Annotated in this window: 14 protein-coding genes; 6 read left to right on the top strand and 8 right to left on the bottom strand. The window is 68.1% G+C overall.

All coding sequences use genetic code 11. The annotated features are described in order from the left end of the window. Positions 1-112: 112 nt before the first annotated feature. Positions 113-988: a LysR family transcriptional regulator gene (locus D3H34_RS30210; RefSeq protein ID WP_119558493.1), complete on the bottom strand. Its 876-nt coding sequence runs from the start codon at positions 986-988 to the stop codon at positions 113-115. Positions 989-1094: 106 nt separating this feature from the next. Here D3H34_RS30210 and D3H34_RS30215 point away from each other — a divergent pair, with 106 nt between their 5' ends. Beyond that, the gene (locus tag D3H34_RS30215; protein ID WP_286186463.1) at positions 1095-1718 is read left to right on the top strand and encodes a DUF6306 domain-containing protein; all 624 of its coding nucleotides are present in this window, start codon (positions 1095-1097) and stop codon (positions 1716-1718) included. Here the strand turns inward: D3H34_RS30215 and D3H34_RS30220 are convergent. Both D3H34_RS30220 and D3H34_RS30225 read right to left on the bottom strand, forming a co-directional pair. Next, entirely contained in the window at positions 1705-3030 is a 1326-nt protein-coding gene (locus D3H34_RS30220) for an aminotransferase class V-fold PLP-dependent enzyme (protein ID WP_119558495.1), read from the bottom strand. The genes D3H34_RS30215 and D3H34_RS30220 overlap by 14 nt on opposite strands. Before the next feature lie 4 nt (positions 3031-3034). After that, positions 3035-3940 (bottom strand): amino acid ABC transporter substrate-binding protein, encoded by a 906-nt coding sequence (locus D3H34_RS30225; protein WP_119558497.1) that lies wholly within the window; start codon positions 3938-3940, stop codon positions 3035-3037. A 137-nt stretch (positions 3941-4077) separates the two neighbouring features. Between D3H34_RS30225 and D3H34_RS30230 the strand changes: the two genes are divergently transcribed. The 5 genes from D3H34_RS30230 to D3H34_RS30250 all read left to right on the top strand — a co-directional run bounded on the left by D3H34_RS30230 (position 4078) and on the right by D3H34_RS30250 (position 8663). After that, positions 4078-5001: a LysR family transcriptional regulator gene (locus tag D3H34_RS30230; protein ID WP_119558499.1), complete on the top strand. Its 924-nt coding sequence runs from the start codon at positions 4078-4080 to the stop codon at positions 4999-5001. A 175-nt stretch (positions 5002-5176) separates the two neighbouring features. Then, the gene (locus D3H34_RS30235; RefSeq protein ID WP_119558501.1) at positions 5177-6709 is read left to right on the top strand and encodes an FAD-binding oxidoreductase; all 1533 of its coding nucleotides are present in this window, start codon (positions 5177-5179) and stop codon (positions 6707-6709) included. A gap of 18 nt (positions 6710-6727) precedes the next feature. Further along, positions 6728-7987 carry a lactonase family protein gene (locus tag D3H34_RS30240; RefSeq protein ID WP_205736833.1) on the top strand — a complete coding sequence of 420 codons (1260 nt, stop codon included), beginning with the start codon at positions 6728-6730 and terminating at the stop codon, positions 7985-7987. A gap of 92 nt (positions 7988-8079) precedes the next feature. Beyond that, positions 8080-8364 carry a CopG family ribbon-helix-helix protein gene (locus D3H34_RS30245; RefSeq protein ID WP_119558505.1) on the top strand — a complete coding sequence of 95 codons (285 nt, stop codon included), beginning with the start codon at positions 8080-8082 and terminating at the stop codon, positions 8362-8364. A gap of 5 nt (positions 8365-8369) precedes the next feature. Further along, positions 8370-8663, top strand: coding sequence for a type II toxin-antitoxin system RelE/ParE family toxin (locus D3H34_RS30250; protein ID WP_119558517.1), 294 nt, complete (start codon positions 8370-8372; stop codon positions 8661-8663). A gap of 51 nt (positions 8664-8714) precedes the next feature. On the opposite strand, the gene D3H34_RS30255 is transcribed toward D3H34_RS30250, so the two are convergent. The 5 genes from D3H34_RS30255 to D3H34_RS30275 form a co-directional block, all read right to left on the bottom strand. Next, a complete protein-coding gene (locus D3H34_RS30255; protein WP_119558507.1) occupies positions 8715-10190 on the bottom strand; it encodes an N-acyl-D-amino-acid deacylase family protein in 1476 nt (491 codons plus the stop codon). Next, positions 10187-11101, bottom strand: coding sequence for a MurR/RpiR family transcriptional regulator (locus D3H34_RS30260; RefSeq protein WP_119558509.1), 915 nt, complete (start codon positions 11099-11101; stop codon positions 10187-10189). Before D3H34_RS30260 ends, D3H34_RS30255 begins: the two co-directional genes overlap by 4 nt. Positions 11102-11111: 10 nt before the next feature. Further along, complete coding sequence (locus D3H34_RS30265; protein ID WP_434057722.1) at positions 11112-12419, bottom strand: amino acid deaminase; 1308 nt, start codon at positions 12417-12419, stop codon at positions 11112-11114. Between the two features lie 2 nt (positions 12420-12421). After that, complete coding sequence (locus tag D3H34_RS30270) at positions 12422-13408, bottom strand: ABC transporter ATP-binding protein (RefSeq protein ID WP_119558513.1); 987 nt, start codon at positions 13406-13408, stop codon at positions 12422-12424. Then, on the bottom strand, positions 13405-13925 hold a 521-nt coding region (locus D3H34_RS30275), incomplete at its 5' end, for an oligopeptide/dipeptide ABC transporter ATP-binding protein (RefSeq protein ID WP_147400521.1). The genes D3H34_RS30270 and D3H34_RS30275, both read right to left, overlap by 4 nt.

Raw genomic sequence — 13925 nt, forward strand, 5'->3', positions numbered from 1 at the left:
GTTTGGTGGGCGGGCGGGGGTCGAAGCGTTTACCGAGCTGCGGTGGATCACGGTGCAGACGACGGGGCGGCAGTATCCGTTTTGAGAGCATCTGACAGGGCAAGACTGCGCCTCAGGGCGGCGAATGCACGCCGCCATGGTGCCTCTCTTCTTCCGCCGCAACCAGTCGCAGCCCGGCACGCACACGCGCCAGCGTCTCGTTCTCGCGCTGCGGCGCATACACAGCGTGCGCCGAGTGCGAAAACTCGGGCGCACCCTCCACCAGCCGCAGCCGGCCATCGGCCAGGAAGGGCCGCACCACGCCGATGCGGAAATACCCCGCGCCGCCCACCGCAAGCAGGTAGGTGAGCGCCAGCGGCCCGAGTGAGATCGACACCGGCGCATGGGCCAGTTCCGGAAACGCAGCCTCATGATTGGCCGCGAAGGCCGGACCCCAATCCACCGACACGTAGCGCGCACGGTCGAGCCGGCCGTCGGGGTCGGTGGTGACCATCACCAGCCGCTCTTCGGCCAGCAGCTCGGCCACGAGGCCGGGGCGCTGCGGCGGGTTGTAGAGCACGGCCAGGTCGAGAGCGCCGCCCTGCACGCCGTCGAGCAGGCGCTGCGCGCTGTCGACCTCGGCGCGCAGCGCGATCTCGGGGCAGACGCGGCGCATCCAGATCAACCAGTCGGCAAGCATCGGATGCCACAGGCTGGGCTCGCTGCCCACGCTCACGCCCTCTTCGATCCCGGGCGGCAGCGCGACATGCTGGCGCGCGCGCTCCCACACCTGCACCAGCGTGGTCGCGTGGCCCACGAAGCGTTCGCCCGAGGCCGTGAGCCGTGCGCCAGCCTTGTTGCGCACGAACAGGCGCCGGCCGAGCTGGTCTTCGAGCAGGCGGATGCGGGCGCTGACGGCGGTCTGCGTCAGGTGCAGCCGCTCGGCCGCGGCGATGAAGCTGCCGGTGGCCGCGACTTCCAGGAAAGTGCGGGCGAGGCCGATGTCCATCGGTTCATATTAGTTTTTTTGCACTCATTTGCAATGAACATTCATTGGCTTGGACAGAAGCATCGGTTCACCATGGGCACGCACACGATTCCAGGAGCCCCGCCCCATGCGTCCCCTGCCGCCCTTGCCCCACGCCTCCTCGTCCGACGACGCCGCTGCGCCCTTCGCCGACACGCCCGCCGCACTGCGCGCGCAGGGGCTGCGCTTTCCCGAGCGCGTGGAAGTGTCCTCCCCGGTCTGCTACGCCGACGAACTGGACACGGTCTACCGCGAAGCCGGTGACCGCGAGGCACTGCTGGCCGCGCTGAACGAACTGCTCGAAGCCGAACGCGCCGGCGCGCGCATCACGCTGCGCAGCGCCGCCGAGACCGACGACCTCGCGCTGCAGCGCCTGGTGACCGACATCCACCGCGACGAGGTGCGCTGGTGCGGCGTGCTGATCGATGCGATCCAGTCACTGCCCGCCACGCCCAGCACACGCACCGGCGCGTTCTACGAACGCGCGATGGCCGTGCCGGAACTGGGCGCGCGCCTGGCGCTGCTCAACCGCGGGCAGGGCTGGGTGGTCCGCAAGCTGCAGGCGCTGCTGCCGCGCATCGGTGATGCGCGCATCCATGGCGAGCTGACGGCCATGCTGGTGTCGCACCAGCAGAACATCGCGCGCGTGGATGTGCAACAGGCATCGCAACAGGCCACCGAACCGGCGTCGCGCGAATCTACGCCGCGTTGATGGCCGTCGGCGCGGCAGGCGCAAAGGTCTGTGCAATCTCCCGCGTCACGCGCAGAAATCTCTCCATCTCGCCCACCGTGTGGCAATGCAGAGGCGACACCCGCACGGTGCCTTCGAGGCCGAAGGATTCGAGCATGCGCTTCGAGTAGATGCTGCTGGCCACGCGCTCATACACCGTCACGCCGCGCTTGCCGTACTCCACCACGGCCTGCGTGCAGTCGACACCGTCGAAGCCGATGCCCAGGATCAGGTCGCGCTGCGTGAGGTCTTCGTGGTCGAGAAACACCTGCACGCCATCGAGCACGCGCAGGCCCGGTGTATGCACGGTGCCGTCGAGCAGCGTCGCCAGCAGCGCGCGCTCGTGCAGCTCGATGCGTTCAATGCCGGCCACGAAGCGGGCGCGGCGATCGGTGGCATCGGTGAAGTGGCCGCCGAGCCAGCCCACGTAGTCGACGATCTCGGTGAGCACCGCGAACTGCCACGGCGCCGAGCTGCCCAGCTCCCAGTGGCCGGGCTTCTTGCCGGCCAGCTTGTGGTGCGGCAGCGCGGCCGCACGCTCGGACATCCACGAGAAGCCCGAGCCGCGGCAGCCGAAGAACTTGTAGGGCGCGAGGTTGATGCCGTCCACCGGTGTCTGCTGCAGGTCGATGAGGCCGTGCGGCGCGTGCTGCACGGCGTCCACGAGGATGTAGAGGTCGGGCTTGATCTCGCGCGCGCGACGCACGATGGCCGCCATGTCGAGCTTGGCACCCGAGATGTTCGACGCGTGGATCACGTTGAGCAGCCCCGTGTTCTCGTCGATCAGATCGACGATGGCGTCCACGTCGACGCCGCCGGTGACGGGGTTGCTCTTCGCCACGCGCAGCTCGCGCCCGAGGCGTTCGGCATACAGGCGCATGGCGTCGAAGGCCGACGGGTGCTCGAGCGCGGTCGTGACCATGTTCGTGCCCGGCACGTTCTCAGCCACCGCGCGCACCATGTCGAACATGGCGCCCGAGGCGGTGAGCGAGGGGTACACGCTGCCGCCGCTGGCGTTGAGGATGGTGCGCAGGTCGTCGGCGCCGCGCGCCTGCATGGCCTGCAGCTCGACCGCCGTTTCGTGGATGCGCTCGGCGTTGTCGGGAATGGCGTCGACCTGCGCGAAGCGCTCGACCGCGGCCTTCAGTCGGAACGAGCCGCCGGCGTTGTCGAAGTACAGGCGCTCGCGGCCATGGTGGTCGCGCTCGATGCCCAGGAAGCGCGCGCGCACCTCGCGCATCAGCGCCTCGGAAAGAAGTTCGCCCTGGGGCAGGTCCGCACGTGTGGCTGCCATGGTGTCAGACGCCCTTGTTGTTGGGGTTCTTGTAGATCTCGCGCACCGCGTCCGTCATCGGGAAGTTGAGGTTCGCGTTGCGCGGCGGGATCGGCGAGAGGAACCACTTGGCGTACAGCTGCTCGATGGCGCCCGACTTCATGAGGCCGGTGACGGTCTCGTCGACCAGCGCCTTGAACTCGGGGTCGTCCTTGCGCAGCATGATGCCGTAGGGCTCCTGGCGCAGCGACTCCTTGGTCAGGATCTTGTAGTCGCCGGGGTTCGGAGCGCTGGCGATCATGCCGGCCAGCTGCACGTCGTCGAGCACGTACGCATCGGCGCGGCCGGTGGACAGCAGCAGGAAGCCGTCGGAGGTGTCCTTGCCGGCGATCTCGTTCACCTCGATCGTTCCGCTCTTGCGCGCGCCGCGCAGCAGCTGGATCGACGTGCTGCCCGAAACGGTGGCCACGTTCTTGCCATTGAGGTCGGGCAGCGCGTTGATGCCCGAGCTCTTCTTCACGGCGGCGGTGATGTTGGTCACGAAGTGGCTCGGCGCGAAGTCAACCTGCTGCTGGCGCTGCATGGTGTTGGTGGTGGTCGCGCAGTCGAGATCGACCGTGCCGTTCTGCAGCAGCGGAATGCGGTTGGTCGAGTTGAGCATGGTGTAGCGCACCTCGATCTTCGGCAGGCCCAGCTTGGCCTTCACCGCGTCGACGATCTTCAGGCAGATGTCGTTGGTGAAGCCGATGGGCGCACTGTCGGCGCTGAGCTTGTACGAGAACGGGATCTGGCTGTCGCGCGCGCCGATCTGGATCGTGCCGCTGTCCTTGATCTTGCGCAGCGTGCCGGCGTCCTGCGCGGCGGCAGTGCCGCAAAGAGCGGCGATGGCAAGTCCAAGTCCGAGAAAGAGAGGCCGGCGGGCGAAGTGCATGGTGGTTTCCTCGAGGGAGATCGGTGACGACAGGGGAAGACTGGGCGCATCTTCGGCGGCTGGTTGAATTTCTAAAAGCGATTTTTTGTGATCGAATCGCATGAAGAAAAGCGTTCTTTCAGGAGCCACCCGCCGTGATGACCTTCAAGCAACTCGAAGCCCTGTACTGGATCGCCCGGCTGGGCGGCTTCGCGCAGGCGGCCAACCAGCTGCACACCTCGCAGTCGGCCATTTCCAAGCGTGTGCACGAACTGGAGCAGCTGTTCGACACCGAGCTGTTCGATCGCAGCCAGCGCACGGCGCGTCTCACCGAAAAGGGCGAGGAGATGTTCGTTCTCGCCAGGAAGCTGCTCGACCAGCGCGACGCCGCCGTCGAGCAGTTCGGCAAGCCGGGCGTGGTGGAGCGGCGCATCCGCATCGGCGTGACCGAGCTCACCGCGATGACGTGGCTGCCGCGACTGGTCGGCCTGATCCAGCAGCACTACCCCAAGGTGATCCTCGAACCCGACGTGGACGACAGCCTGCAGTTGCGCGACAAGCTGCTGGCCGACGAGCTCGACGTGGTCATCGTGCCCCACACCTTCGCCGACTCGCGCATGCAGAGCAAGGTCATCGGCCGGGTGAGGAGCGCATGGATGTGCAAGCCCGGCGTGGTGCAGGCCACCGGCACCGTGCGCCTGCACGACCTCGCGCGTCACCGCATGCTGGTGCAGGGCAACAACTCGGGCACCGGCCGCGCCTACGACGCATGGATGAAGGACCAGGGCGTGCAGCCCGCCAACGCGATCGTGGTGAGCAACCTCGTCGCGCTCACGGGGCTCACCGTGTCGGGCCTCGGCGTGAGCTACCTGCCGCGCGAATGCCTGGCACCACTGGTGACGGCCGGCATGCTCGAGGTGATCGAGGTGACGCCCGCGCTGCCCGTGGTGCGCTACGTGGCCATGCACAAGGGCGAGCACCGCAGCGCGCTCACGTCGTCGATCGTGATGCTGGCGCAGTCGTGCTGCGACTTCACGCGGATGTTCCAGGCCCAGGCCTCGGAAGACATCGCGCCGAACTGAAAATATTTTTCAAAATATCGGAAATTCACGTCAATACTGGCGACATTCCGCCATATTCACTTGAATTCAAGGAAGTTAAGAAAAAACCTTTCAATTCCAGGCCACCCACCCCCAACGCAGACCTTCCTCTTCTTCCGGCGCCATTGCGGCCCGACCTTCTTCAGAGACAGTGCCCATGACCATCACCGTGACACGCCAGGACGCTCGCTACAACACCTTGAAGAAGGGCTTCAACCTGCGATGGCCGGCCACGGAATCCGACGCCGCGTCGCGCATCGAGCTGGTGGAAAGCGCGGGCGACGCCGCCGCCGCGCTGCAGCGCATCGTCGATGCGGGCCTGCGGCCCACGGTGCGCAGCGGCGGGCACTGCTACGAGGACTTCGTCTCCAACAACCCCGACGGCGCGATCCTCGACCTGAGCCTGCTCACCCAGGCGGGTGCCGACCGCAAGGGCGACGGCCGCTACCGCGTCGCCCCCGGCACGCAGAACTGGAACGGCTACCTCGAGCTGTACAAGCAGAGCAACGTCACGCTGCCCGGCGGCTCCTGCTATTCGGTGGGCGCGGGCGGCCACATCTGCGGCGGCGGCTACGGCCTCCTGTCGCGCCTGCAGGGGCTCACGGTCGACTGGCTCTCTGCGGTGGACATCCTCACGGTCGATGCGCGCGGCAAGGTCGTGCCGCGGACCGTGGATGCGGCACGCGAGCCCGCGCTGTTCCGCGCCTGCCGCGGTGCGGGCGGCGGCAACTTCGGCGCGATCACCAGCTACGTGTTCGACACCCTGCCGACGGCGCCGCGCGAGGTGGCACTCGCGGTGGTCGCGTTCGACTGGGCCACCATGACCTCCGCGCGCTTTGCCCAACTGCTCGCCATCTACGGCGACTACTGGGACACGCGCGGCAAATCGCCCGACACCTGGGGCATGTTCTCGCTGCTCAAGCTCACGCACCGCTCGTCGGGCCAGATCGTGATGCTCACGCAGTTCTGCAACCCCGACGGCACCTGCAACGACCTCACGGTGCTCCACGATTTCCTCGACCGCTTCCGCGCCTGCACGCCCGTGCCGCTGAAGGGCCGCGCGCCCGGCGTGGGCCCGGCGCCGCAGCGCGATGCGGGGCAACTGCTGTGTTCCAAGCCGCACACCGTGACGCGCTACGACTGGCTCACCGCCACGCAGTACCTCAACGGCTCGGGCGAGAACCAGCGCGGCAAGTACAAGTCGGCCTACATGAAGCGCAACTTCACCGCCCGTGAAGCGCAGCGCATCTACACGCACCTCACGCGCACGATGCCCGGCGTCGACCTGAGCCAGTCGCTGGTGCAGGTCGACTCCTATGGCGGCGCGGTCAACAAGCCCGAGCGCATCCACGACACCGCCGTGCCGCAGCGCGCGTCGATCATGAAGCTGCAGTACCAGACCTACTGGCGCAGCGCGGCCGACGATGCGGGCCATCTGCGCTGGATCAGCGACTTCTACCGCGACGTGTACGGCACGCCCGACGTGCCCGAGCGCCATGCCGGCACGCCCTACCCCGGCGAGCGCTACGAGGGCTGCTACATCAACTACCCGGACAACGACATGCTGGCCTACCCGTTCTGGCCGCAGCTGTACTACGGGGACCAGGGGCTGTACGACTTCCTGCGACAGGTGAAGCGGCGCTACGACCCGAACAACATCTTTCACCATGCCATGTCGGTGCGGCCCTGAACGCGAGGAGAGATTGCCATGACACACAGCCCCCACCTCCCTGGCCAGAACCGCCGCGCCCTGATGCAGTGGATCGGCGGAGCCTCCGCCCTTGGCACGCTGACGCCATGGGTCCCGGCCGGTGCACAGACGCCCGACACCCGCGCGGCAACAACAGCCGTCCGCACGACGCCCGCGCCCCGCTTCGCCTACGTCGGCACCTACACCAGCGACGCGCCGGGCGGCACCGCCGGCGGGCCCGCATCGAAGGGCATCTACGTGCTGGCGATCCGCGACGGCGGCTGGACGCCCCTGCAGACCGTCGCGAGCGCGAACCCGTCATTCCTCGCGGTGCACCCCAACCGGCGCTTCCTGTACGCGATCAACGAGATCGACACCTACCGGGGCCTGCCCACCGGCACGGCCGAGGCCTACGCGATCGATGCGAACGACGGGCGCCTCACGCTGCTCAACCGCCAGCCACTTTCGCTCTCGGGCGTGATCCCTGCGCACCTGGCCGTCTCGCCCGATGGCCGCGCGCTGGCCGTGGCGCTGTACGGCGGCGGCGCCTACAACGTGCTGGCCATCGAAGCGGACGGCAGGCTCGGCAAGGTCTCGGGCATCGAGAAGGAAACCGGCGCCGGCCCCGATGCGCAGCGGCAGGAGTCGCCGCATCCGCACATGGTGCTGTTCGACGGCACGGGCCAGCGCCTGCTCGCCACCGACCTGGGCACCGACCGCATCAATGCCTTCACGCTCGCCGACGGCAAGCTGGCGGTGCTCGGCCGCACGTCCGTCGCGCCCGGCAGCGGACCGCGCCATCTGGCGCTGCATCCGTCGCAGCGCTTCCTGTACGTGGTGAACGAACTCGACGCCACGGTCGCCGGCTTCGGCTACGACGCGGCGAGCGGCAAGGTCGGCGAACAGCGCCAGCGCGTCTCGACCGTGCCGGAAGGCTACGTCGGACAGAAGAACGCGGCGGCGTTGGTGATGCACCCTTCGGGACAGTTTCTCTACGCGACCAACCGCCGCCTGGCGTCGGACCATCCGATGGCCGACAGCATCGCCGCGTTTCGCATCGACGCCAGCAACGGCGCACTGACCCCGCTGCAGCACTGGAACGAAGGCCTGCGCTTTCCGCGTGCGCTGGCGATGGCGCCAGATGGCAGCCATCTCTACGCACTCAGCCAGAAGGGCGACACCCTCCTGCGCCTGCGCATCGACCCCGCGAGCGGCAGGCTGGACCAGCCGGTGCAGGTGGCGCAGGTGCCGACGCCGGTGTGCCTGGTGTTTGCCTGAGCCGGCGGCCAGGACGGCTCTTGTCCTGTCGAGCGCTCCGATGAAGCACAAATGTGCTACATTTTTCCTTCGAGCTTGAAGGAGCACTCAACATGTCGACCACGACGATTCGCATCGAAGATGATTTGAAGGAGCGCATCGCCAACGCGGCAACGCGTGCCGGCAAGACATCGCATGCCTTCATTCTCGAAGCCATCTCCGAGACCGTGCAACGCGTCGAGATGGAAGAAGAGCTGCAACGTCTTGCGGACCAGCGATGGACCAAGCTCGTGCAGACCGGCAAGTCCATCGCCTGGGACGATGCCCGAACATACCTGCAGGCCCGAGCCAAAGGCGACAAGCCCCGCAAGCCTGCTGCGCGCAACCCGGCGCGTTGATCGGAGTGGCTCGCATCGAACTTGCGCCGGAGGTGCTCGATGATTTCGAGCGATTCATCGCGCATATGGAACGGTTCGGAGTCCAGAACATCCCCGAGCGAATCGGTGAGATTCTCGATTCGATCCAAGTGCTTGTGCACAGTCCGCTGATCGGCTGGCCGGCAAGAGACGACAGGCGTGAACTGGTCATCGGCCAAGATAGCCGGGGCTATGTGGCGCTGTACCGCTATGTGGCAAGCATCGACACAGTGTTCGTGCTGACCGTTCGAGCGCAGCGAGAGTCTGGATTCAAGCACTGACCGGGTTTGCGCCGGGACGCCAGCGACCCGGAAGCGGCACAACGCCGCATCCTAGCCGGCACTGCCGCGCGTCAGCATCCGCCCCGCGCGCGCCAGCACCTTCGCCTCGCCTTCGCCCCCTCGATAGGCCAGCACACCGTTCACGAACACGCGCTCGACGCCTTCGCTCACGCCATGCGGCTTGTCGTAGGTCGCGGTGTCGGTGATGGTCGCGGGATCGAACACCACCACATCGGCCATCGTCCCGACGCGCAGCAAGCCGCGATCGGCGATGCGCAGGTTGCGCGCCGTCATGCCGGTCATCTTGTGCACGGCCTGTTCCAGCGTGAAGAGCTTGCGCTGGCGCCAGTAGCGCGCGAACACGCGCGGGAACGCGCCCCACAGGCGCGGGTGCGGATGACGATCGTGCGGCAGGCCGTCGCTGCCGATCATGGTGAGCGGGTGCGCGATGACGCGCTCCACGTCCTCCTCCTGCATCTGGAAGTAGCAGGCACCGCCGGGCTTCAGCCGCAGGCAGGCCTCCTGCTCGGTGGTGCCCCACTCGCGTGCGATGTCGGAGATGAGGCGCCCCGTCATCTCGGGATGCGGGTCGGACCAGGTGAGCAGCACATCAATGACGCCGTCGACCAGGTCTTCGCGCAGCACGGTGGAGCCGGCCACGTAGGGGTACACATCCATCGCGATCGACTGGCGCTGCGACAGCGTCTCGATCAGCGGCAGCGTCTCCTTCGTGCGCCCCCAGTTCGCGGGCCCGGCGCACTTGTGATGCGAGATGACCAGCGGCACGCCCGCGCTGAAAGCTGTGTCGCCGGCCTCATGCAGCGCCTCGATGATCTGCTGCATCTCGCTGCGCAGGTGCGTGGCGTACACGCCGCCGTGGCGTGCGACGACGCGTGCGAGCGCGGTGACTTCCTCCGCGGGCGCGGCGAAGGCTTCTTCATAGAACAGGCCCGACGACATGCCGTGCGCGCCGTCGGCCATGCAGCTGTCGAGCAGCGCTTCCATGCGCGCCAGCTCGTCGCCGTTCGCGGGGCGATCGAGTGCCTGCATCGCCGCGAAGCGCAGCGTGGTGTGACCGACGAGCGCGGCCACATTGAGCGCAGGCTGCACCGCATCGACCGCGGCGCGGTACTCGGCCATGGTCGCGTGCTTGAACGAATCGGCACCCAGCAGCGTGAGCGGCGGCTTCGACTGCGGCGTGCGGTACGGCGCGAGCGAGATGCCGCAGTTGCCCGTGACCACCGTGGTGATGCCCTGCGACACCTTGGGCAGGCACAGCGGATCGCGCAGCACGATGGCGTCGTCATGCGTGTGCGCGTCGATGAAGCCAGGGGCGATCACCTTGCCGCGGCAGTCGACCACGTCGAGGTCTGCAATGTTCAGCCCTTCGGGCAGCCGCCCGCGAAGGCCTTCGCCGAGCGCGAGGATGCGGTCGCCCTGCAGCAGTACGTCGCCGGGCCACGACGGGCCGCCCGAGCCGTCGACCACGAGGCCGGCTTCGAGCAGCACGGCGGAGGTGTCGCTCATGGTTCGCGGTCTCCCTTTTCGTTGATGCCGCCGCCGTCCCAGCTTTGCAGCGGGTGCGTGCTGGCATCGATGCCGTGGCGCTGGAAGGCCTCGCGCGCGCGCTGCAGACGCTGCACGGCGGGCTCGCCGCGGCGCTGCGCGACGAGCACGGTGAGGATCTCGATGACCGTGAGGTGCGTGAGGTAGGCGTCGATGCCCACGTGCATCACGGCGTCGTCGGGCACCGACAGGCCGATCAGGAAGTCGGCCTTGGCCGCGAGCGCGGTGCCCGGCCGCGTGATCGCGACCACCTGGGCGCCCTGCCCGCGCGCGATGTCGACCGCGTCGAGCAGCGAGGGCATGCCGCCCACGTGCGAGATCGCGATGACCACGCCGCCCGGGCGCTGCGCCGCGCCGGCCACCTGCTGCAGGTGGTAGTCGGCCCAGGCGTTGGCCGAGAGGCCGAGGCGGAACAGCCGCGCCTGCAGGTCGCTGGCCATGAACCACGAGGTGGCGCCGGCGCCGTACAGGTCGACGTGCGGCGCCGCCGCGATGGCGCGCACGGCGCCGTCGAGCACCAGCATGTCGAGCTGGCCGCGCACGCCCGAGACGGAAGCGGCGGCGCTGCGTGCGATCTTGCCGACCACTTCGTCGGCGGCGTCTTCGATGTTGACGCGGCGGTGCAGCGGCGAACCACCGAGCGCGAGTTCCTGCGCGAGCGCGAGCTTGAACTCGCGCAGCCCGGCGAAGCCGAGGTCGCGGCAGGTGCGCATGATGGTGGGCACCGAACTGCGCGAGCGCTCGGCCAGCTGCTCGAAGCTTTCTTCGAGTGCGCGATCGGGGTCTTCGAGGATCAGGTCGAGAATCGCACGCCGCGTGGCCGGCGCGTCGCTGCGCGCCTCGGCGATTCTCTGGAGCAGGGAGGGCGTCATCGGTGCGCGATCAGAAATGCATGGCGACGGCGTCGCTCACGCGGTAGTCGTTCTCGACCACGGGCATCCAGTGCCACTTGTCGAAGGTCGTGCAGGGGTGCGAGATGCCCAGGCCGACACGGTCGCCGACCTTGGGGGCGTCGGCTTCCTCGCTCTCGTCCCAGCGCAGGTAGGCATGTTGGTCGTTCAGCGCGGTGATCTTCCAGCCGGCGGGCACGCCCTGTGGCTGCAAGGCGCCACGCGCCGCACGTGCGATCGGCACGGGCAGCGAGAGATCGAAGGAGATGTCGCGCTTGCCCACCGAGAGGATCGCCAGGCCCGGCTCGGGGCGCGACTGCACGTTGGCCCAGACTTCCATTGCCGGCGTCAGGCCTTCGCCGCATTCGCAGCCCAGGCGCTCGTCCACCACGCTCACCATGCGCTTGTAGAAGCCATGGTCGTGCGTGACATAGCAGCCCGAGCGCAGCAGGCCGCGCACCGGCGCGCCGAGCACAGGCTTCAGGCGCCCGGCCACGAGATCGAAAATGGCCGAGCCGCCGGCCGAGACCAGTACTTCGTCGGTCTCGAACAGCTTGTTCGTGTCGCAGTGGCGGGCCACGGCTTCGACGCGGTCCATCAGCGTGGTGGCGTAGGCCGTGTCGGGTTCACTCGCGCCCGTGGCGCCCTGCCCTTCGTAGGTCTCGATACCGACGAGCTTGGCCGCGTCGCTCGCGCGCACCCGCGTGGCGAGCGCAATGGCTTCCTCGTGCGTGCGGCAGCCCGTGCGTGCACCCTGCACGCCGATCTCCAGCATGACCTCGAAGGGCACGCTGGCGGGATGACGCTTCGCCCAGTCCTCGATGAGCGCCAGCTGCGCCAACGAGTCGACCAGGAACACGATGCGCAGGTCCGCATGGCCTGCCAGCAGCATCTGGATGCCCGCCAGGTCTTCATCGCTCACCACCTGGTTGGCGATCAGCGTGCGACGCGCGCCGGCAGCCACGCCCACTGCGAGCTGCGTCACGGTCGCAAAGGTCAGCCCCCATGCACCCGCATCCAGCTGGCGTTGGAAGAGCTGCGGCGACATGGTCGTCTTGCCATGCGGCGCCAGGTCGATGCCCCACTCGCGCACGCGCGACTGCATCCATGCGAGGTTGTGTTCGAGCGCCTCGCGCTTGAGCACAGCCAGCGGCAGCGGCAGGTCGCCCGCCAGCACATTCCAGCCGGCCGCGCCGACTTCGCTGCGCCGGCGCGGTGGCTGCGTGCGCGGGTAGCCCTTGAAGTTGCTGCCCAGCAGCGGGTCGTTGAAGTCGGTGGCTGCGGTGTCGTTCGCGGTCATGGTCATGCGTCGGCGGTGTGTGTGAGAAGTTCTTTGCGGATGCAGGCGCTGTAGTGTGCTGTGGAAACCTCATCCAGCGTGGGCACCGTCTGCGCGCAAGCCTCGATGGCATGCGGACAGCGCGTGCGGAACACGCAACCCGAGGGTGGTGAAATCGGGCTGGGGATGTCGCCCTTGAGCGCAATGCGCTCGGTGGCCAGCTCGGGATCGGGCTTGGGGCTCGCGGCCAGCAAGGCCCGGGTGTAGGGGTGCGAGGGATTGGCGAACAGCTCTTCGGTGGTCGCCACTTCCATCACCTTGCCCAGGTACAGCACCACCACGCGGTCGCACAGGTACTCGACCACGTCCAGGTCGTGCGAGATGAAGAGCATGGTCAGGCCCAGGCGCTCGCGCAGGTCCGCCAGCAGGTTGATGACCTGCGACTGGATCGACACGTCCAGCGCCGACAGCGGCTCGTCGGCCACGATGAACTCCGGCTCCACCGCCAGCGCACGCGCCACGCCGATGCGCTGACGCTGGCCGCCCGAGAACTCGTGCGGGAAGCGACTCGCATGCTCGGGGCGCAGGCCCACGGTCTCCAGCAGCTCGGCGATGCGCTTGTCGCGCGCCGCCGCGCCCTTGTGCAGCCCGTGCGTGGCAAGGGCTTCTCCGAGGATGGCGCTGATGCGCATCTTCGGGTTCAGACTGGCGTACGGGTCCTGGAAGATGATCTGCAGCTTGCTGCGCAACTTGCGCATGCGCTCGCCCGAGAGGGTGCCCAGGTCGTCGCCCCGGTAGAGCACCTGCCCGTCGGTGCGCTCGAGCAGGCGCAACACGGTGCGCCCGATGGTGCTCTTGCCCGAGCCCGATTCGCCGACCAGCCCCAGCGTCTCACCGGGCTGGATCGCGAAGGACACGTCGTCCACCGCGCGCACGGGGCGGTCGTTGCTGCCGAAGTATTTCTTGAGGCTGCGGACTTCGATGAGGGGAGAAGAAGAAACAGCGGTCATGCGACCCTCGCGAGTTGGGCATCGGGCTGCACGCGAACACAGCGCGCCTGGCGGTCCTGACGGATATCGATCAGCGGTGGCATGGCGCTGCGGCACTCCGGCAGCGCCTGATCGCAACGCGGCTCGAAGGCACAGCCCGGCGGCGGCGCCAGCGGGCTGGACACCTGGCCGCGAATGGCAAACAGCCGCTTCGGCTTCGGCTGCCCTGGCGCTCGCGCCTTGCCCGGCAGGCAGGCCAGCAGTCCTTGCGTGTACGGATGCTCAGGCTGCGCAAAGAGCGGGCGCACCGGCGCGCGCTCCACCACGCGCCCCGAATACATCACGACCACATCGTCCGCATGGTGCGCCACCACCCCCAGGTTGTGCGTGATGAACAGGATGCTCATGCCTGTCTCGGCCTGCAGCCGGCGCATGAGTTCCAGGATCTGCGCCTGGATGGTGACGTCCAGCGCGGTGGTCGGCTCGTCGGCGATCAGCAGCGTCGGGTCGCAGGCCATCGCCAGCGCGATCATCACGC

This window comes from Acidovorax cavernicola (genome assembly GCF_003581445.1).